This is a genomic window from Alteromonas sp. AWM4_230 (genome assembly GCF_056158305.1).
Genome location: NZ_JBSWTB010000001.1, coordinates 398,607 through 418,840, shown reverse-complemented (window position 1 = coordinate 418,840; position 20,234 = coordinate 398,607). Strand labels below are relative to the sequence as shown.

Annotated in this window: 17 protein-coding genes; 4 read left to right on the top strand and 13 right to left on the bottom strand. The window is 43.5% G+C overall.

What is annotated here, in order from left to right; all coding sequences use genetic code 11:
• Positions 1–213 precede the first annotated feature (213 nt).
• The 10 genes from mnmG to rpmH all read right to left on the bottom strand — a co-directional run bounded on the left by mnmG (position 214) and on the right by rpmH (position 9,428).
• A complete protein-coding gene (mnmG, locus tag ACXACS_RS01775; RefSeq protein ID WP_474803335.1) occupies positions 214–2,115 on the bottom strand; it encodes a tRNA uridine-5-carboxymethylaminomethyl(34) synthesis enzyme MnmG in 1,902 nt (633 codons plus the stop codon).
• A gap of 890 nt (positions 2,116–3,005) precedes the next feature.
• Complete coding sequence (locus tag ACXACS_RS01770; protein ID WP_071960318.1) at positions 3,006–3,833, bottom strand: ATP-binding protein; 828 nt, start codon at positions 3,831–3,833, stop codon at positions 3,006–3,008.
• A gap of 6 nt (positions 3,834–3,839) precedes the next feature.
• Complete coding sequence (locus tag ACXACS_RS01765) at positions 3,840–4,508, bottom strand: DnaT-like ssDNA-binding domain-containing protein (RefSeq protein ID WP_474803331.1); 669 nt, start codon at positions 4,506–4,508, stop codon at positions 3,840–3,842.
• 27 nt (positions 4,509–4,535) lie between these two features.
• The gene (mioC, locus tag ACXACS_RS01760) at positions 4,536–4,973 is read right to left on the bottom strand and encodes an FMN-binding protein MioC (RefSeq protein ID WP_474803328.1); all 438 of its coding nucleotides are present in this window, start codon (positions 4,971–4,973) and stop codon (positions 4,536–4,538) included.
• 97 nt (positions 4,974–5,070) lie between these two features.
• Positions 5,071–6,459: a tRNA uridine-5-carboxymethylaminomethyl(34) synthesis GTPase MnmE gene (gene mnmE / locus ACXACS_RS01755; RefSeq protein WP_474803325.1), complete on the bottom strand. Its 1,389-nt coding sequence runs from the start codon at positions 6,457–6,459 to the stop codon at positions 5,071–5,073.
• A 2-nt stretch (positions 6,460–6,461) separates the two neighbouring features.
• Positions 6,462–6,944: a YajQ family cyclic di-GMP-binding protein gene (locus tag ACXACS_RS01750; RefSeq protein WP_334014123.1), complete on the bottom strand. Its 483-nt coding sequence runs from the start codon at positions 6,942–6,944 to the stop codon at positions 6,462–6,464.
• A gap of 70 nt (positions 6,945–7,014) precedes the next feature.
• Positions 7,015–8,673, bottom strand: coding sequence for a membrane protein insertase YidC (yidC, locus tag ACXACS_RS01745; protein ID WP_474803322.1), 1,659 nt, complete (start codon positions 8,671–8,673; stop codon positions 7,015–7,017).
• Between the two features lie 10 nt (positions 8,674–8,683).
• Entirely contained in the window at positions 8,684–8,932 is a 249-nt protein-coding gene (gene yidD, locus ACXACS_RS01740) for a membrane protein insertion efficiency factor YidD (RefSeq protein ID WP_205422076.1), read from the bottom strand.
• Complete coding sequence (gene rnpA / locus ACXACS_RS01735; protein ID WP_334059820.1) at positions 8,917–9,276, bottom strand: ribonuclease P protein component; 360 nt, start codon at positions 9,274–9,276, stop codon at positions 8,917–8,919. The genes yidD and rnpA overlap by 16 nt, the downstream gene beginning before the upstream one ends.
• 17 nt (positions 9,277–9,293) lie before the next feature.
• Positions 9,294–9,428 carry a 50S ribosomal protein L34 gene (gene rpmH, locus ACXACS_RS01730; RefSeq protein WP_014290886.1) on the bottom strand — a complete coding sequence of 45 codons (135 nt, stop codon included), beginning with the start codon at positions 9,426–9,428 and terminating at the stop codon, positions 9,294–9,296.
• A 616-nt stretch (positions 9,429–10,044) separates the two neighbouring features.
• Here rpmH and dnaA point away from each other — a divergent pair.
• The 4 genes from dnaA (at position 10,045) to gyrB (ending at position 16,487) form a co-directional block, all read left to right on the top strand.
• Positions 10,045–11,712 carry a chromosomal replication initiator protein DnaA gene (gene dnaA / locus ACXACS_RS01725; protein ID WP_474803315.1) on the top strand — a complete coding sequence of 556 codons (1,668 nt, stop codon included), beginning with the start codon at positions 10,045–10,047 and terminating at the stop codon, positions 11,710–11,712.
• A 32-nt stretch (positions 11,713–11,744) separates the two neighbouring features.
• Positions 11,745–12,845 carry a DNA polymerase III subunit beta gene (dnaN, locus tag ACXACS_RS01720; protein WP_179981861.1) on the top strand — a complete coding sequence of 367 codons (1,101 nt, stop codon included), beginning with the start codon at positions 11,745–11,747 and terminating at the stop codon, positions 12,843–12,845.
• Positions 12,846–12,969: 124 nt separating this feature from the next.
• Positions 12,970–14,058 carry a DNA replication/repair protein RecF gene (recF, locus tag ACXACS_RS01715; protein ID WP_474803312.1) on the top strand — a complete coding sequence of 363 codons (1,089 nt, stop codon included), beginning with the start codon at positions 12,970–12,972 and terminating at the stop codon, positions 14,056–14,058.
• 8 nt (positions 14,059–14,066) lie between these two features.
• A complete protein-coding gene (gyrB, locus tag ACXACS_RS01710) occupies positions 14,067–16,487 on the top strand; it encodes a DNA topoisomerase (ATP-hydrolyzing) subunit B (protein ID WP_474803310.1) in 2,421 nt (806 codons plus the stop codon).
• Positions 16,488–16,651: 164 nt separating this feature from the next.
• Here gyrB and ACXACS_RS01705 read toward each other — a convergent pair whose 3' ends face one another.
• From ACXACS_RS01705 to glyQ, 3 genes are all read right to left on the bottom strand, one after another.
• Entirely contained in the window at positions 16,652–17,095 is a 444-nt protein-coding gene (locus ACXACS_RS01705; RefSeq protein ID WP_474803308.1) for a hypothetical protein, read from the bottom strand.
• Positions 17,096–17,179: 84 nt separating this feature from the next.
• Complete coding sequence (gene glyS, locus ACXACS_RS01700; RefSeq protein WP_474803306.1) at positions 17,180–19,258, bottom strand: glycine--tRNA ligase subunit beta; 2,079 nt, start codon at positions 19,256–19,258, stop codon at positions 17,180–17,182.
• A 2-nt stretch (positions 19,259–19,260) separates the two neighbouring features.
• A complete protein-coding gene (glyQ, locus tag ACXACS_RS01695; RefSeq protein ID WP_014947716.1) occupies positions 19,261–20,166 on the bottom strand; it encodes a glycine--tRNA ligase subunit alpha in 906 nt (301 codons plus the stop codon).
• Between the last annotated feature and the right edge of the window lie 68 nt (positions 20,167–20,234).

The following is a 20,234-nucleotide window of genomic DNA, read 5'->3' as shown; positions in this document are numbered from 1 at the left end:
ATCGCCGCTAATCATTGCGACTTATTCACGTACGAATCAAATGTACGTTAAGTAAAAGCCGCACGACGCTAGTGAAGAGGAACAATAGAACTGTATGGTAAGCACCTAGTTTTTCTAGCTTTCGCATAGCTAAGGCAATTATGACTAGCATAATACGCGAATAAACAGGAAAAACTAAGCGCTGCGAGTAGCCTGATGAATTAAGCGCGTGTTTTACGCACTAATTTTCTCTTGCTTGCGTAACATGCCGTGTTTTTTAAGATAAACCAGCAGTAAAGAAATGGCCGCCGGGGTTATGCCCGAAATGCGCGACGCTTTACCAATAGTTTCCGGTCTGGCTTCGGTTAATTTGGCAACCACCTCATTCGACAGGCCAGAAATCTTGCTGAAATCCATATCAACCGGCAACAATGTATTTTCGTGTCGCTGCGTTTTCGCAATTTCATCCATTTGACGGGCAATGTAGCCAGCGTACTTAATTTGAATTTCTACTTGCTCTGCAGCAATCGGATCTTCAAGACCTGGGCCAACACTCTCAATTTCCATTAACTGACTGTACGTCATTTCTGGTCGGCGTATCAGTTCTTCAAGAGAATGTTCTCGACTCACCGGATTTTTCAGCATGGTATTGAGTTCAGGTGTAGCTGCATGATCAGGGTGGATCCACTGTCCGCGAAGGCGCTGTAGTTCACTTTCTACCGCCTCCATCTTATCGTTAAATTTCGCCCAGCGCGCATCATCAACAAGACCAATCTCTCGGCCCATCGCGGTTAAGCGGCTATCGGCATTGTCTTCACGAAGCAGAAGTCTGTACTCAGCACGGCTAGTGAACATGCGGTACGGCTCTTTCGTACCCATGGTGGCTAAGTCGTCGATAAGTACGCCCATGTATGCTTGGTCTCGGCGTAAAATCAACGGGTCTTTTTCTTGAACTTGTAGCGCTGCGTTCGCGCCCGCTACTAAGCCTTGCGCACCCGCTTCTTCATAGCCAGTGGTACCGTTAATTTGCCCTGCAAAGAACAAACCTCGGATGAACTTAGTTTCCAATGTTTGTTTCAGATCACGTGGGTCAAAGAAATCATATTCAATCGCATAACCCGGGCGAACAATGTGCGCGTTCTCAAAACCTTTGATCGAGCGAACAAGATTCATTTGCACGTCAAACGGCAAACTGGTTGAAATACCGTTTGGATAAACTTCAATGCTGTTTAAGCCCTCTGGCTCGACAAAAATTTGATGCGAAGTCTTGTCGGCAAAACGTGTGATCTTATCCTCAATGCTTGGGCAGTAACGCGGACCAATACCCTCGATAACCCCTGTAAACATGGGTGAGCGATCTAATCCACCGCGGATGATATCGTGAGTTTTTTCATTGGTATGCGTGATGTAACAAGGGATCTGCGTAGGGTGCATACTTCTATCACCCATAAACGAGAATACCGGCGTTGGATTGTCACCAGGCTGAGGTTGCATCACAGAAAAATCTAATGAGCGTGCATCAAGTCTTGCTGGCGTCCCTGTTTTTAAACGCTCAACGCGAAATGGAAGCGCACGAAGTCTTTCTGCTAGAGCAATAGACGGAGGATCGCCCGCACGACCGCCGCGATAGTTCTCAAGACCAATGTGAATGGTACCGCCAAGGAAGGTGCCTACTGTCAGCACGACTGACTTAGCTTTAAATTTCAGGCCCATTTGCGTAACAACGCCGCATACCTGATCGTTTTCAACAATGAGATCGTCAACGCTTTGTTGAAACAAAGTTAGGTTTTCTTGATTTTCTACAATGTCACGAATGGCGTTTTTATAAAGCGTTCTGTCAGCTTGTGCACGAGTAGCACGTACCGCTGGGCCTTTTGAAGAGTTCAGTGTTCTAAATTGAATTCCACCTTTGTCGATAGCCAGAGCCATAGCACCGCCTAACGCATCGATCTCTTTTACAAGATGCCCTTTTCCGATCCCGCCGATTGCTGGGTTACAGGACATCTGACCGATCGTTTCGATATTGTGAGTTAGCAAAAGCGTATTTGCTCCCATGCGAGCAGCTGCAAGTGCCGCCTCTGTACCTGCATGTCCACCACCTACAACGATGACATCAAATGCTTCAGCATAAAACATGGTTAAACCTCACTATTAACTTACGATAAGCCGATTAAAAACTAATTTTTTTCACGCAGAGACTGCTGAAAAAAGGGCGCGTATTTTATCTGACTTATTGGATAAAGAAAATGATTAAATTTTCCTCAAAACCAGTTTTTGAAAAGGTGTGATCGAATTATAAGATCTTAAGATCTCTTTTAGATCTGTTTATTTTTACTTTTATTAGGATCATGAAGATCTGTGGGTAACCGATCAAAGCACATTAAGATCATCAAGTTACGCGATCAATAACATTGGGAAACCCCGATCCATAACCCTATCTCAAACTTGTGTATAAATGGCCTTTTTATCCACACCCCGAATCCTTTGAAAAGTTATTCTTTTTTCGATCAAAGCTTATGCACAGTGGTTTGTAGGATCCTATCCACAGGGGTGATCAAGATGTGATCCAACTGGGGATAAAATGTTTGCTATTTATGTATTGCGATCAAAAGATCGTGTTATTACGTGCGTTATAGCGTGATCACACTGTGGAGGAGATCTTTTTCAAAAGCTGTGATTAGATCGTCCGATCACATTAATGTGTCTTTTTAAAAAAGTGCGTAACTTTATTAACAACGAAATTATTTTCTTCAAAATTAGCTATTTCTCACAATAAAAATATCAGCACTGTCCGAAATACAGTCACATTTTAAACCATAAAGTGAAGCAGTAAGGTGATTCAATCGTATGAATTAACGGGATCGATGTGTGTATCTACGTATTGGAACAGTATTATGTGGTTAAACCAGAGATCAACAGATTGATTGATCCACTCTCAATTAACACAGACTGTGAAGAGAATAAGCGTTTCTAAAAGATAAAACGAAGAATGGGCAATGGATTAAAAGGGCGTAAACCAGGTGCTGTTAGCGCACCTGGTTAGGTTGATAGCGTGGCTGTGCAACAGAGCCTTGCATATCTTCTTGTTCGATAGTTAGGCCTTCACGGCGGCTTGGGCCTTGGAATCGCACTTTGTACGTGTCGTACTCTTTAATCGATTCGAAACAATAACGGCCAAGGGCATTTTCAAGTTCGGCTAAGTTGTGATTAGTGATTAAGATACAGTTTTTCTTATTCACTAAGCGCTGTCGTAGCAAGTTCCCAAACCAGCTCTGTGCGTTTTTCTTAAGTGCAGACTCGTTAACACAGACCTCATCTAAAATAAGCAAATCTACGTCTAAAAGCTCTTGGTTAATTTCTCTGAAACGCTGACTAGCATTATCGGTAGCAGAGAAATCAAAAGAAAAGTTGCGCATTTCGAGCAGAGTTGAAAGCTGACGGTATAGCACAGAGATCTCATATTGCTCGATAAGTTGATGGGCAATAGCGCCTGCAATATGAGACTTACCGCGACCATAATCGCCGTAGAAAATCATCATATGAGAGCCACTTTGGCGCCACGCTGGATCATCATGAGCAGCAATAAACGACTGTGCGATAGAAACAGCTTCTATGACATCGTCACTGTCTTCCACTAAGTTGGCAAACGTCCACTTTGGATTTAAGTCAGAACGGCCATGGATAGCTTCTACACGCGCTTTCTTACTGCGCTGCTGTAGTTGTGATACTTCCTCGTTAGCTTTCGCTTCATACTGCTTGCGCAGCGTTTTGTAGTCGATGTACTCACCATTGGGATCGACATCTTTTTTAAGCGCTTTAGCAAGATTAGCAATTTTGTCAGTTATACGATCCATAATGAATTAACTCTTCTTTGTTGCGGCATACTTTTCCACCAGCTTCTTTGCATTATCATCTGCTTCTATGCCGGCTGCAACTTTCACTTGCTGCGTTCCTACCACTTTTGTTGGAGCATAGCCTGAAGCCAAGCGCTTTCGCTTGATATTGTTGGCAAATTTTTGCGTCCATTGAAATTCGCTAAATACAGAACTTGGTCTTCCCAACCAGTAGGCGATGAATTCACCCACCTCATTGTCATCAAATGTCTTATCAATGATACCGAGTAGCGAGGCCATCTCTTCAAACAGCGCTTTATTAGGTGTCCAATTAGCTGTCATTGCACTATGCCGAGCATGCAGTTGATCAAAGTCTGACTGGGGCTCGCTTAGAAGTGGAAGAAGCAGGGTTTTTCCATTAATCGTGTGTTCAAGATCAAGTTCGATGGGCAGGGCGACCAACCCCACTTGTTCAAGCTGCTTCACCAAGCTATTGATCTGTCGGCCACGCTGATAGGGTTCTTCTTTGTCGTCGCCGTTTAGTAAATTTAATAGCTGCTTGTAATCAATAGGCGCAGACGATGTCGTTGCTGAATTTGCACCTATTCGAAGCCCCAGTAAATAAAGCACCCGGCAATCGTTAGAAAGAGGAGATTGCAACGCCGCTAGTTCAGCTTGGGTAAGATTGCTGTTCATAGTGCAATGTCCACATTGATGGTGTTGTTAAGCATTGGCCAGCTTTTCTTCAAACCATTCTACGGCGGCATCTTCAGGAATAGGATGTTCAAGCACATCAATGTAAAGGGCATCAGTGATTAATGTGCCACCTGCGTTTTTTATCTGCTTCTCCATTTCTTTCGCACCGAAACAAAAGGTGTCGTAGCTTGTGTCGCCCAATCCAATAACGTAGGCGTTCACTAAGCTTAAATCAGCATTTTCTAGCTGTTTTGCAAACGGTTGGATATTGTCAGGTAGTTCGCCTGCTCCATGGGTAGACGTGCACACGATCCACGTTGACTCTGTTTTTATCTCGTCCAGATTAGGTTCAGCGTGAATAGTGTGGGTGTGCCCGCTCGCATCAAGCTTTTCCGCAATGGCATCTGCCACGTATTCTGCGGCGCCTAACATGGTGCCAACGATGATTTCAAAATGCTTGCTCATTATTGGGTTGCTTCTCTATTTTCGATTATCGTCTTAACGTAAGTAAGTCTTATCCGTTAGGTTATTCACCTTCTTACTTATCACTTTGTTTATTACGCTACTTGCCGATACAGAATGATGAAAAAATCTTGCCAAGGAGATCGTCGGATGTGAACTCACCCGTTATCTCACATAGCGCTTGATGCGCCAAACGTAACTCTTCAGCCAATAATTCACCGGCCATGGCGTCATGTAGCTGCTGTTCACCAGTGCTTACATAGCTGTAGGCTTGATCAAGTGCATCTATGTGTCGTCTTCGCGCAATAAACTGACCTTCGGTGGTCGTATCAAAGCCCATTGTTTTTGCCAGATGTGCTTTTAGCGTATCGACACCGCTACCTTCTTTGGCTGATAAGTTAATAACCGAGATATCGCCTTGTTCGGTAGCAACCTTACTTTGTCCGATATCTAAGGTACTTAAGTCCGCTTTATTGCGAACTACGGTAACGGGAATGCCTTGTGGCAAGCGCGCCATAAATTCTGGCCAAATCTCGTAAGGGTCGATAACTGACGTTGCGGTAGAATCTACAACAAACAATACATGGTCAGCTTCGTTAATAGCTTGCCACGCACGTTCAATGCCTATTTGCTCTACTTTATCTGGGCTTTCACGAAGACCTGCAGTATCGATAATATGCACCGGCATACCATCAATGTGAATGTGCTCTTTTAATACATCGCGTGTAGTACCGGCGATATCAGTAACAATAGCGCTATCACGTCCTGCTAGAGCGTTTAATAAGCTCGATTTACCGGCGTTAGGGCGCCCCGCTATAACCACCTGCATACCTTCGCGCAACAAGGTTCCTTGTTTAGCCTGCTCGCGTACTTTGGTTAAGTTTTGCATGATTGCGCTTAAGTCACCCGATACTTTTCCATCAGATAAAAAGTCAATTTCTTCTTCAGGGAAATCGATAGCCGCCTCTACGTACATACGAAGGTGTACGATTTGGTCGGATAGCGTTTGAATTTGTGTGGAAAACTCACCCTGCAGTGAACGCAGCGCACTTTTGGCTGCCTGTTTAGAGCTTGCATCAATCAAGTCGGCAATCGCCTCCGCTTGCGCAAGGTCTAATTTATCATTTAAAAAGGCTTGTTCACTGAATTCACCGGGGTTGGCAAGCCGGGCATGGCCAGTTGCAAGCACGGCATCAATCAGCATGTCCATCACTACTTGGCCTCCATGGCCCTGTAACTCAAGCACATCCTCTCCGGTAAAAGAGTTTGGCCCTTTAAAAAACAGTGCTATGCCCTGGTCTATTACGCTGTTGTTAGCATCAACAAACGGCGTGTAGGTCGCAAGACGTGGTGTTAGTGCGCTTGGTACTAACGCCTCTGCGATGGCTTTAGCCTTAGGACCTGAAACACGCACAATACCTACGCCGCCACGGCCGGGCGCTGTCGCTTGTGCAGTAATAGTGTCGGTAGAAAGGGTGAGTGATTCCATAATTAGTCGCGGAAGTTCTTAAATTGGAAAGGTTGGCCTAAGTTCGACTCTTTAACCAGCGAAATTACTTGCTGTAAATCATCGCGCTTCTTCCCAGTTACGCGAAGCTCTTCACCTTGAATAGCGGTTTGCACTTTGATTTTGGCATCTTTAACCAGCTTAACAATTTTCTTTGCCGTGGGCTGCTCAATACCTTCCTTAAACGCAATGGTTTGGCGATAGGTTTTACCGTGAGCGTCATAAGGCTTCACATCCATTGATGAGGTATCTACATTGCGCTTAGACATCGCCGTTCTAAACATACTTTCCATTTGCTGAAGTTGGAATTCAGCCTCGGCTTTCATAACCACGGTTTTATCTTTGTATTCAAAGCTGGCATCGATGCCGCGAAAGTCAAAACGCGTTGATAGTTCGCGGCTGGCGTTCTCGGTGGCGTTACGAACTTCTTCCATGTTGATTTCTGAAACAATATCAAATGATGGCACAGGTTAATCCTCTATCTTTTAAGACAAAACAGCCCGCATAGGCGGGCTGTATAATTAATTGATCAGCGTGTTATTTACTGCTGATGCCCCGCTTCTCCATGGAAGCATAAATCATTTTGGCTTGAACCAAGGTAATCACGTTACTGACTAGCCAGTATAGTACCAGACCTGCAGGGAACCACAGGAAGAACACACTCATTGCTACCGGCATCCACTGCATGATTTTTTGCTGCATTGGATCAGTAATGGTGGTTGGCTGAAGTTTTTGCAATAGGTACATACTCGCGCCTGTTAGAATAGGCAGTACAAAGTATGGGTCTTTTGTAGAAAGGTCAGTAATCCAGAGCACAAAGTCTGCATGGCGTAGTTCAACACTTTCCATCAGTACCCAATAAAGGGCTAGGAAGATAGGCATTTGCAGAAGAAGGGGTAAACAGCCGCCCATCGGGTTTACTTTTTCTTTGCGGTATAGCTCCATCATGGCTTGTGACATTTTCTGTCTGTCATCGCCAAATCGGTCTTTAAGCTGTTGCATCTTAGGCGCTAGGTTGCGCATGCGCGCCATTGATTCATATTGCTTCTTGGTTAGCCAGTACATTGCGCCTTTCACTACAATAGTGATAAGGATAATTGCCACACCCCAGTTATTAACTAAGCTATGCAGGAATGTAAGAAGGGCGAATAGCGGCTGTGAAATCCAGAAAAGAATACCGTAATCCACTGTTAGGTCTAGGCCGCGCGCAATCTTCGCTAGGCTTTCTTGATCTTTAGGGCCCATATAAAGGGTAGACGCAATGGTTTTGGTTTCACCAGGCGCTACGCTTTCAGACGGCGACAATACACCAATTACCGCGTACTGATTTTTCAGGTTACGAGAATAAAGCGTGTTCGTTTGCTCTTGTGAAGGTACCCATGCTGACACAAAGTAATGTTCAAGCATGCCAACCCAACCCGCTTTCGTTGTTTCGCGTAGGTTGTCATCTTCAATCTCGTCAAACGAGTACTTCTGGTAGCGGTCATCTTCTGTTGAATATGCAGCACCACGGTACGTTGGCATAAACATGTTACTGTCGTCTTCAAACTCCATCACTTGCTTAAGCTGCGCATACGGCTGAACCGTTGCTGCGCTGCCGGTACCATTTTCAACGCTGTAGCTTACGTTTACGTCGTAATGACCTTTAGTGAAAGTGAAGGTTTTGGTGATAGCCAAGCCCTGATTGTTTTTCCAAGTAAGAGGAATAACAAGGGTGTCGCCCGTCATTTCATAGAATTCACTTTGCGCGTTGTAAACAGGGCGGCCACTACTGCTTGCATCTGGACCTTGTGCGCCAATAAGACCGCTTTGGGCAACATATAGACCATTGCCAGAACGAAGCAGGCTGTAAGGTATGTCTGAACCTTGTTCAACTGGAAACTTAAGTAAGTCTGCTGATACTACATCACCGCCTAACAAATCGATGCGTAAATCTAGCGTATCGGTTTTTACTTCAATAATACGGTTTGTGTTTTGCGCCGCAGCAATAGGCTGTGCAGCGGGTACGCTATCACTGCTAGGTACATCTTCACTACCATTGTCATCAAATGAAGGTACACCTTGTGATGTTTCTTGCGTTTGTTGTTGCTCAACAGGCACAACTGGCTGCGGCCCATAATCTTTTTGCCATGATTGCCAAAGCAAAAAGCTAACTAGCGCTAGGCCAATTATCAGAAAACTACGTTGCGATTCCATAGAGGTCTCTTTATTTTGAGTGTTTATCTTGTTGTTTTTCCGGCACTGGATCATATCCGCCGGCATGCAAAGGGTGGCATTTTAATATGCGTTTAATAGATAACCAACCGCCTTTTACTAATCCGTGTGTTTTTAATGCATCTATAGCATACCAAGAACAAGAAGGATGAAAACGACATCGTTGCCCTAATATAGGGGAAATGAACCATTGATAAAATTTTATCAAGGCCAAAGGCACAGCAATTAAGAGTTGCCGCAACGCTTGTTTAATTTTTTCCATAGCTTGTCCAATGTAGCGAAAACTTCTTGGTTGCTAAGGTTGTCAGCGCCTGACTTGCCAATAACGATAATATCAACATTGGGTAAGTTGTGCTGCTTATGCCGAAAACTTTCTCTGACTAATCGTTTTAATCGATTTCTATCGTGCGCTTTACGAATACGTTTTTTAGCGAGCGTAATACCCAAACGAGGATTAGAGAGTGTATTTTTTCTAGCTAGAACAGTAAAAGAGGGGGATACAGCAGGGGTTGCGTCATCAAACACATAGGTAAAGTGGGTGGGAGTTAACAGACGTAACTCCCTTGAAAAATTATTCTCACCCACTTTTGGCGTCTTTCAAATTAAGCAGAAAGACGAGCGCGGCCTTTTGCACGGCGAGCTGCTAGTACTTTACGACCATTTTTAGTCGCCATACGAGCACGAAAACCGTGAGAACGCTTGCGCTTTAGATTGCTCGGTTGAAATGTTCTTTTCATGACCAAAGTCTCACTTATATTTAGTTAAACATAGGCGTTTTTGGTAACACATTATACTGTTGCCAGAACAATGTGGTGTTTTCACCAGAAAAGCCCATCGAAAAAGGACGCTGAATTCTAGAGATCTCGGGGCCTGCTGTCAATGGATATTCTTGCTTTTCGGACGAATAAGTGAACAATTTATGCTGTTTTTTGAACGATAACATTGTTTTTTACACAATTTAGTTGTGAATAACGCATAAATTTGACTCAGGTTATCCACAGCGGATTGTGAAAAACATGATGTTAGATGTAAATTGCAAGGTGATCTAACGGTTTTCTTAGTGAAATTTAGAATGATTTTTTCTTCTTATAGTTACATTTGATCTAAAGGTTAATGTCTTTAAATTCAATAGTTTAATATTTTGATCGAAAAGATCGATCGGGATCACCATTTACATTGTGTTGATAACGTAAGATAATCCACAGCGATTAAAACGAAAACTTAAATTTCTCGCTGCTACTCTACACCTCCAACGCTATTTTCTTCTAATGGCGCGCTTCAGTGCCTGCTATTCTATGCTTGGCTTTCAAAAGAGGGTGGTTTTTAGCGAGTTACGGGAGCTAACAACGTACCATGTCCTTGTGGAACCAATGTCTTGAAAGACTGCGTCAAGAACTACCTACGCAGCAATTTAGTATGTGGATACGACCGCTTGTTTGTGAAGAGCAGGGCGGTGTTGTAGCACTATACGCTCCTAATCGTTTTGTGCTTGATTGGGTAAGAGACAAGTACCTGAATAATATTACTGCTCTGCTAAGGGAATTTGCTGGAGCCGATGCACCTCAGTTGCGTTTAGAGGTAATGAGTCGCAATAGCGTAAACCGTTCTCAGCCGGCTACGGGTAATGCTGCTGGTTCAGTGCATAGTTCAAACGGTGATAGCTACACCAATAGTTCTACTACTGTAAATTCTTCGAATCACGGACATAATTCAAATTACAGCGCGCCACAATTTACTAACCGCAACGACGAGAGCCAGGTTCAGCATTCATCGTATCAGCGTCAGCCCACCATACCTCAAAACGGTAATGTGGCTAGCGGTAGCGATCACTTTAATTATAAAGATCAAGATAAGGATCTTGGTGCTTATTCACAGCAAGCTGATCAGAATAATACTGCTGCAAGAAATGTAGATCCTAATGGTCAGAATCATTACGGAAATCATGCGCCACGATCGTCAACGCCGCCAAAGGTGATCCCGATCCCTGAAGCGATGAAACATAAAAGTAATATTAATCCGACTTATCAGTTTGATAATTTCGTCGAGGGTAAATCTAACCAACTAGCACGTGCGGCGGCGACTCAAGTTGCGAATAATCCTGGCGGTTCTTATAACCCATTGTTTATCTATGGTGGAACAGGTTTAGGTAAAACTCACTTATTGCATGCGGTAGGCAATGGTATTGTTGCAAACAATGGCGATGCCAAAATTGTTTATATGCATTCCGAGCGCTTTGTACAAGATATGGTTAAGGCGCTTCAAAACAACGCTATAGAAGATTTTAAACGTTTCTATCGAAGCGTCGATGCGCTACTTATCGATGATATTCAATTTTTTGCAAACAAAGAGCGGTCGCAGGAAGAGTTTTTCCATACATTTAACGCGCTTTTAGAAGGTAATCAGCAAATTATCTTAACCTCAGATAGATATCCAAAAGAGATTGATGGGGTAGAGGATAGATTGAAGTCGCGATTCGGCTGGGGTTTAACAATTGCTATTGAGCCACCTGAGCTTGAAACCCGGGTTGCAATTTTGATGCGTAAAGCGGCTGAAAACCGCATACATTTACCTAATGAAGTTGCATTCTTTATCGCTAAGCGTTTACGCTCGAATGTACGTGAGCTGGAGGGCGCATTGAACCGAGTTATTGCAAATGCGAACTTTACGGGCCGCCCAATTACCATTGATTTCGTACGTGAAGCCCTACGCGATTTATTAGCGCTTCAAGAAAAGTTGGTGACCGTTGATAATATTCAGAAAACTGTCGCTGATTATTATAAGATAAAAGTAGCTGATATTTTGTCTAAACGCCGTAGTCGTAGCGTAGCACGTCCTCGCCAAGTAGCGATGGCGCTGGCTAAAGAGCTAACTAATCACAGCTTGCCTGAATTAGGTAATGCGTTTGGTGGGCGAGACCATACTACCGTTTTGCATGCGTGCAGAAAAATAGAGCAGCTAAGAGAAGAAAGTCATGATATAAAAGAGGACTATAAGAACCTCATTAGGACTTTGTCTTCCTAACAACACGACTTTAGAGGCGAGATAGCACTGCGATGAAATTTTCTATAAGCCGCGAACAATTTTTACAACCCCTACAATTAGTGTCAGGTGCTGTTGAGCGTCGACATACGTTGCCAATTCTTTCTAACGTTCTTATTAAAGTTAGTGAGGACGCACTTTGGCTTACCGGTACAGACTTAGAGGTTGAGCTAATTTCTAGTGTAAAGCTAGAGGGCGAATTCACCGAAGGTGAAATTACTGTTCCAGCTAAAAAGCTGTTTGATATTATCCGCGGTATTTCTGAAGGAACAGATATTCATTTTTCCTTAGACGGAAGCAAAGCGCTTATTCGTGCGGGTCGAGGTCGCTACACACTTTCTACGTTATCTGCTAACGACTATCCTAATCTTGAAGATTGGGAAGGTGAGGTCGAGTTCGAGTTAACGTGCAGTGACTTGAAACGTCTTATCGACGCAACCAGTTTTTCTATGGCGCAACAAGATGTGCGCTATTATTTAAACGGTATGTCTTTAGAAACTGAAGAGAATATCATTCGAACTGTTGCAACTGACGGTCACCGATTAGCACTATGCCGTTTGAACTATGAAACTGCATTACCGTCTCGCCAAGTGATTATTCCTCGAAAAGGCGTGTTAGAAATTTCTCGTCTTATTAGCGAAGATGATAAATCGCTTAAAGTACAAATTGGTGCCAATCACTTACGTATATTCTCAAACGATTTTATTTTTACTTCAAAATTAGTAGACGGTAGGTTCCCAGACTATCGCCGTGTTTTGCCTCAAAACGGTGACAAGGAAATTATCGCAAGCAAGGCGGTGCTAAAAGATGCATTTTCGCGAGCTGCAATATTATCCAATGAAAAGTTCAGAGGTGTACGATTAAACCTTTCTTCGGGTGAACTTAAAATAACCGCAAATAACCCAGAGCAAGAAGAAGCGGAAGAAATCGTTGATGTTCAATATCAGGGCGATGATTTAGAAATAGGTTTCAATGTTGCCTATCTTATAGATGTATTAAACGCGTTAGGGTCTGATGGCGTAAAAGTAAGTCTGTCTGATTCCAATGCGAGTGCACTCATTGAAGATGATGCTGATGATGCCGCGTTATACGTAATTATGCCAATGCGACTATAGTTTACTCTATAAGAGTATTTGCCCTTTTTTCTTGTAACGGCTGTATTTTGCTATCTACATATTCAATCCAAGAAGCGATAAGTTTAGTTATTTATCGCTTCTTTTTTATCTTTAGTGTGGCCTCATGAAACTGGACCGTGTCCAGATTACTCAGTTTCGTAATCTTACTTCCGTAACGCTTTCTCCTTCACCATCCTTAACAATAATTAAAGGTGCAAATGGCAGTGGAAAGTCATCACTAATTGAAGCGCTTTATTATCTAGGTTTTGGTCGTTCTTTTAGAACGAATAAACACAATTCAGTTATTCAGAATGGGCAAGACAGCTTTAGCGTTTTTGCTTCCTGTAAAACTGAAACAGAAGAAAAACTGAAGCTCGGTTTTCAAAGAAGTAAGAACGAAACATTTACCTGTAGTATTGATGGCGAACACTCAAATAAATTGTCTGACTTAGTCAGCTTAGTTCCTATTCAACTTTTCACGCCCCAAAGTACAGACCTCATAATAGGCTCGCCATCTGAACGTCGACGTTTTTGTGATTGGGGGTTGTTTCACGTGGAACATCAATTTCAATCTCTAGCTAATCAGTATGGTAAATTTTTAAAACACAGAAATGCTCTATTAAAGCAGCAAGCTAACTTGTCCGCACCACAAAACCAATATTGGGAAATACAGTTTTCCGAACTGGGAGAGACGTTAACCTCTACTCGACAAAGCTATGTCGATAGACTTACACCTATTTTTAAACAGTATGCAGAAGAATTTCTTCCAAACTTTGACGTGGAATTAAGTTACTATAAAGGGTGGGAAAAAGATGTCGCTTTATCAGAAAGCTTAGTTAAAAAACGCGAGTATGATGGTAAAATAGGACATACCTCTTCTGGGCCTCACAAAGCAGATTTAAGGCTTAAAGTGAATGGTGTTAATGCCCAAGAGCTTTTATCGAGAGGACAGCTTAGAATGGCTGTGGCTGCATTACAAATGTCACAGACAAAGCTTTTTAATTCGGCAACGCAACGGAAAAGTATATTTCTACTTGACGATGTAGGTGCTGAGTTAGACGCAGATAAAAGAGAACAATTTATTGATGGGTTGCTCGAAATGGATACGCAGGTTTTCGTTACTGCAATTGAGTCCTCGCAACTCGCATTTATACAAAAATACAACGAAAAGAAAATGTTTCACGTGGAACATGGAAGCGTGAAAGAGGAGTAAAAGCTAGTATGTCAGAAGAGAACAACTACGACTCGTCCAGTATTAAAGTACTTAAAGGATTAGATGCAGTAAGAAAGCGTCCGGGTATGTATATCGGTGATACTGATGATGGTACCGGATTGCACCACATGGTATTTGAGGTAGTCGATAACTCTATCGATGAAGCACTGGCGGGACACTGTTCTGAAATAACTGTGCAAATCCATAGTGACGGATCAGTTTCTGTGTCTGACGATGGACGTGGTATCCCTACAGAATTACATCCTGAAGAGGGGGTGTCTGCAGCTGAAGTTATTATGACGGTGCTTCACGCAGGCGGTAAATTCGATGACAACTCATATAAAGTTTCCGGCGGTCTTCACGGCGTTGGTGTATCGGTAGTAAATGCACTTTCTAGTCGACTGAAGCTGCGCATTCGTCGCGCTGGCAAAGCTCATGAGCAAGAATACCAACATGGTGTTCCACAAGCTCCTCTTGCAGTTACTGGCGATACAGACAAGACAGGAACAATGATTCGTTTCTGGCCAAGCTCTGATACATTTACAGATACACTGTACCATTACGATATTCTTGCTAAGCGCCTTAGAGAACTTTCATTTTTGAATTCTGGTGTATCAATTCGTTTGAAAGACGAACGCGACGGTAAAGAAGACCACTTCATGTACGAAGGTGGTATTCAAGCCTTTGTTGAATATTTGAATGAAAAGAAAACGCCTGTACATCAAAAAGTGTTTCACTTCGCCAGCGAGCAGGAAGATGGCATTGCTGTAGAAGTTGCAATGCAGTGGAACGACAGCTTCCAAGAAAATGTTTTCTGTTTTACCAACAACATTCCACAGCGTGATGGTGGTACTCACTTAGCAGGCTTCCGTGGAGCGTTGACGCGTACGCTGAACAACTATATGGAAAAGGAAGGCTTAAATAAAAAGGCTAAAACCAACGCCAGTGGTGATGATGCTCGTGAAGGTCTTACAGCTGTAATTTCAGTAAAAGTACCTGACCCAAAATTTAGCTCACAAACAAAAGATAAGCTTGTATCTTCTGAAGTTCGTCCTGCGGTTGAATCTGCGATGAATGAAAAGCTTGCCGATTTCCTATTAGAAAACCCAGCTGAAAGTAAGATTATTGCAGGTAAAATCATCGATGCTGCGCGAGCGCGTGAAGCTGCTCGTAAAGCACGTGAAATGACACGCCGTAAGGGCGCACTAGATTTGGCTGGTCTGCCAGGTAAGCTTGCTGATTGCCAAGAAAAAGATCCTGCACTGAGCGAACTATACATAGTGGAGGGTGACTCAGCGGGCGGTTCAGCCAAGCAGGGTCGCAACCGTAAAAACCAAGCTATTTTACCGCTTAAAGGTAAAATCCTTAACGTTGAGAAAGCACGTTTCGACAAGATGCTTTCTTCACAAGAAGTTGCAACGCTTATCACAGCATTAGGCTGTGGTATTGGCCGTGACGAATATGACCCAGAAAAGCTACGCTATCACAGCATCATTATCATGACCGATGCTGATGTGGATGGCTCTCACATTCGTACGCTTCTACTAACGTTCTTCTATCGTCAAATGCCTGAAATCATCGAACGTGGTTATGTTTATATTGCTCAACCTCCGCTTTATAAGGTAAAGAAAGGTAAGCAAGAGCAATATCTAAAAGACGATGATGCTTTGACTAATTATCTTACAGGTATCGCTATTGATGGGGCATCATTGCACACTAGTGATGACGATCCAGGCATCAGCGGTGTAGGGCTAGAAAACCTAGTTAAGCAATATCAGTCAGTAGAAAAAATGATTGCCCGTATGAAGCGCAAAATGCCTTCAGCGATTCTTTACCGCATGCTGTACACGCCTACGCTTAACCTTGAAGATCTGAAAGATGAATCAGCTCTAGAGCACGTAGCGAAACACTTCGTAGAGCAGCTTACAGAGCGCGAAAACGATGGTGCAACGTACCGTTATGAAATTCGTACTGACGCAGAGTTAAGCGAATACTACATTACGATTATCATGCGTATGCACGGTATCGATTATGAATACATTATCGACCACGAATTCATTGAGTCGTCTGAGTACCAGCGCCTGAAAGAACTTAACTTAGCTATCAATGATATGATGGGTGTAGACGCTTACATTAAGCGTGGTGAGCGTAAGCAGCCAGTAGAGTCTTTCAAAGACGCTTTAGAGTGGTTAATGAATGAAGCGAAACGTGGTCAATACATTCAGCGCTATAAAGGGCTAGGCGAGATGAACCCGGAGCAGCTTTGGGAAACTACCATGGACCCTGAAAGCCGTCGTATGCTTCAAGTTACTATTGAAGACGCTATTGGTTGTGACCAGTTGTTTACAACGTTAATGGGCGACCAAGTAGAGCCGCGTAGAGAATTCATCGAAGCGAATGCGCTGAAGGTAGAAAACCTAGACGTGTAGTAGATAAAATCTGCTGAAAAGAAAGCGACCACATGGTCGCTTTTTTTATGTATAAAGAACGAGAAAATTCGCTACAAGACAGTAACGTTATAGTGTGTTTACCGTAGTGGATTAAATGATTAATGATATATGTAAAAAAATGCCGCTTCAATGCGGCATTCTTTTTAAACTTTGGTCACTATTAATGCGACTTCTCCTGCACTAGCAGGGTTTACTGTAAAGCGATAAGTGCCAGTAGTAGAGGGGGTGAATTGTAAGTTCTCTGAGCCTTGCTCACAGACTAAATAGGCGGTAGAGCCTAGCATCACAGGCTGGCCTTTATATTTGCCTCCACAGCTCTGTGAGGGCGTCCATTTTGCATCAGATAATCTGAAATCGTAAGGTTGTCCGTCGGCAATCAGTTCAACATCTACTGCCCAACCTGAATCTGACCTTTCGAACTTATAGCTTGCATCGGCTTCCCACCAATTAAACACGCCTCTTAAAAACATGTTTTCAAATTGAATACGTGGCACTTCCGGTGCTATTTCTGGGATCTTAAAGCTTCCACTGCTTGAGCATGCTGACAGGGCTATGCACATAGAAGCAATAGTTAGTAACTTTTTCACAGTTTCTCCCTTTATAAAAAAGCCCAACGTAAGGGTTGGGCTTTCATTTATTGCAGCATTAGACTGCAGTAACGTTAACTAGCCTTATGACTTCGCAAGGATTGAAATATCTGCGGTAGTAAGGAAAAGTTGCCTTAAAAGCGATAGTAAAGCAAGTCGGTTATTCTTAACTGCTTCGTCATCTGCCATAACCATTACGTTATCAAAGAAGTTATCGATTACATCACGTAGCGTAGCAAGTGCTGACAGAATGCGTGTGTAGTCGTGTGAAGGTAGTGCGCTATCCACTTCTCCTTGTGCAGACTTCAGATTTACATAAAGCGCTTTTTCAGCGTCTTCCACTAGTAACGATTCATCTATATTCGCCGAGTTAGTCACATCTACTTTTTGCTTAGCAAGAATATTGGCTACACGTTTGTTAGCGGCTGCTAAGGCTTCTGCCTCTTCTAATGCCTTAAATTTATCTACCGCATGGACACGAGCTAGATAATCAGAAGGCTTTGTAGGGCGACGGGCTGCTACGGCCTGAATAACGTCAATGGCGATAGCTTGATCTTGTAGGAGGGCATTGAAGCGACCTAATACAAAATCAACAACCTGCGTTTGTGTTTCAGCATTTTTTAATTTATCGCCATATACCTCAATTGCTTTGCTCACAAGTGTTTCAAGGTCTAAAGGCAAAGATAGCTCGGTAACAATACGTAAAACACCAATAGCTGCACGACGAAGCGCGAATGGGTCTTTATCACCTTTTGGCAGCTGGCCAATACCGAATATACCAACCAGTGTATCAAGTTTGTCAGCAAGGGCTACTGATGCGCTTACGCCAGAACTAGGAAGTGCGTCACCAGCAAAACGTGGCATGTACTGCTCATATAAAGCTTCCGCTACAGGTGCATCTTCACCGTCGTTTAGCGCATAGTATTTACCCATAACGCCCTGAACGTCTGGAAACTCCATAACCATGTTCGACATTAAGTCGGTTTTAGCTAGAAGACCTGCGCGCGCTGCTTGTGTTTCATTTGCGTCAATTTGCGAAGCGATAAATGCCGATAGGGCTGATATACGTTCAGACTTTTCTTTAAGCGTACCAAGCTGCTTTTGGAATAACACGGTTTCTAAGCTTTCAAGGCGGCTTTCTAATGTTGTCTTTTTATCGCTATTAAAGAAGAACTCTGCATCGGCAAGGCGAGGGCGTATAACCTTCTCATTACCTGAGATAACCTGAGATGCGTCATGGCTTTCAATATTCGTTACAAACAAGAAGGTATTAGAAAGTGCGCCATCACTATCAAGCAGCGGCACATACTTCTGGTCGTCCTTCATTGTGTAGATAAGCGCTTCTTTCGGGACTTCTAAGAAACCCTTATCGAATCCTGCTTGCAGCACAACAGGCCACTCTACCAGGGAAGCAATTTCCTCAAGCAGTTCTTCATCGTAATCTGGCTTAAGCGATAGGTTTTTAGCTGCGTCTTCTAATTGCTGACGCACTTTATCTTTACGCGCCTCAAAATCTGCAAGCACATATTGTTGCTCTAGTGCAGAGGCGTAGTTGTCAGCATGATCAAGCTCAAAGCGACCTTCGCCGTGGAATCGATGACCTTGAACAACGCGGCCGCTTGTTAGGCCCAATACTGAAACGTTAACCACTTCGCTTCCATAAAGCACACAAAGGGTGTGCACAGGGCGAATAAACTGAGTGTTGTAGTTACCCCAGCGCATAGGCTTTGGAATAGGTAACTTGCTTACTGCTTGATTAATCAAACCTTCTAACAACTCAGCAATAGTTTGACCAGGCACATATGCTTTATGAAGAAGCCATTCACCTTTATCCGTAACCAAACGCTCTGCGTCAGAAACGTCGATACCGTTACCGCGTGCCCAACCTTGAGCTGCCTTAGTGGGGTTGCCATCAGCGTCAAACGCCGCAGATACTGCTGGACCGCGTTTCTCTACTACTTTATCAGCTTGACCTTCAGCAAGACCTGAAACGTAAACCGCTAAGCGGCGAGGGGCTGCAAACCAGCTAACTGAGTCAAAACTTAAGTCAGCTTGGCTAAGTGCTGCTTCAAATTGTGTGGCGAAGGCTTCGCCCAAAGACTTAAGTGCTTTTGGTGGTAACTCTTCAGTACCTAATTCAACTAAACAATTTTCTGTACGCACGCTTATGCCTCCTTGTTACATAGTGGGAAGCCTAGTGCTTCACGTGCTTGGTAATAGCTCTCTGCACACGCTTTAGCCAGAGTTCGCACACGAAGAATATAGCGTTGGCGCTCTGTCACTGAAATAGCATGACGTGCATCAAGTAAGTTAAATGCGTGAGACGCCTTCATTACCTGCTCATAAGCGGGTAGTGGAAGGTTATTCTCAATTAGCTTTTTACTTTCGGCTTCACACTCGTCGAAAGTTCTAAACAGGGCTTCTACGTTGGCGTGTTCGAAGTTATACGTAGATTGTTCTACTTCGTTTTGATGGAATACATCACCATAGGTGACTTTACCCATTGGGCCGTCAGTCCATACCAGGTCATAGATACTATCTACACCTTGAACGTACATAGCTAGTCGCTCTAAGCCGTAGGTGATTTCACCAGTAACAGGCTTACATTCAAGGCCGCCTACCTGTTGGAAGTAGGTGAACTGCGTCACTTCCATACCGTTAAGCCATACTTCCCAGCCTAGTCCCCACGCACCAAGCGTTGGTGATTCCCAGTTGTCTTCTACAAAGCGAATGTCGTGAACCAGCGGATCAAAGCCCAACTCTTTCAAAGAGCCCAAGTACAACTCCTGAATATTGTCAGGTGAAGGCTTAAGCATTACTTGGAACTGATAGTAATGCTGTAAGCGGTTTGGGTTCTCACCGTAACGACCATCGGTGGGTCTACGGCATGGTTGAACATAGGCGCTACTCATTGGCTCTGGACCTAAAGAACGTAGGAATGTCATAGGGTGAAAAGTACCTGCACCCACTTCCATATCCAGAGGCTGAATAATAACGCAGCCCTGACGCGCCCAATAATCTTGAAGCGCAAGGATCAACCCTTGAAAGGTTTTAATATCGTATTTTTGCATACATCCGCTGCTTATTAGTTAACTGACTTAAAATTAAGGTGGGATAGTATACAATTTGTGAGGCACAG

Excerpts from the sequence above, each read along its gene's own strand:
- mnmG (WP_474803335.1), bottom strand. The coding sequence starts at position 2,115 with ATGTTTTATGCTGAAGCATTTGATGTCATCGTTGTAGGTGGTGGACAT.
- ACXACS_RS01770 (WP_071960318.1), bottom strand. The coding sequence starts at position 3,833 with ATGGATCGTATAACTGACAAAATTGCTAATCTTGCTAAAGCGCTTAAA.
- ACXACS_RS01765 (WP_474803331.1), bottom strand. The coding sequence starts at position 4,508 with ATGAACAGCAATCTTACCCAAGCTGAACTAGCGGCGTTGCAATCTCCT.
- mioC (WP_474803328.1), bottom strand. The coding sequence starts at position 4,973 with ATGAGCAAGCATTTTGAAATCATCGTTGGCACCATGTTAGGCGCCGCA.
- mnmE (WP_474803325.1), bottom strand. The coding sequence starts at position 6,459 with ATGGAATCACTCACCCTTTCTACCGACACTATTACTGCACAAGCGACA.
- yidC (WP_474803322.1), bottom strand. The coding sequence starts at position 8,673 with ATGGAATCGCAACGTAGTTTTCTGATAATTGGCCTAGCGCTAGTTAGC.
- rpmH (WP_014290886.1), bottom strand. The coding sequence starts at position 9,428 with ATGAAAAGAACATTTCAACCGAGCAATCTAAAGCGCAAGCGTTCTCAC.
- dnaA (WP_474803315.1), top strand. The coding sequence starts at position 10,045 with ATGTCCTTGTGGAACCAATGTCTTGAAAGACTGCGTCAAGAACTACCT.
- dnaN (WP_179981861.1), top strand. The coding sequence starts at position 11,745 with ATGAAATTTTCTATAAGCCGCGAACAATTTTTACAACCCCTACAATTA.
- recF (WP_474803312.1), top strand. The coding sequence starts at position 12,970 with ATGAAACTGGACCGTGTCCAGATTACTCAGTTTCGTAATCTTACTTCC.
- gyrB (WP_474803310.1), top strand. The coding sequence starts at position 14,067 with ATGTCAGAAGAGAACAACTACGACTCGTCCAGTATTAAAGTACTTAAA.
- glyQ (WP_014947716.1), bottom strand. The coding sequence starts at position 20,166 with ATGCAAAAATACGATATTAAAACCTTTCAAGGGTTGATCCTTGCGCTT.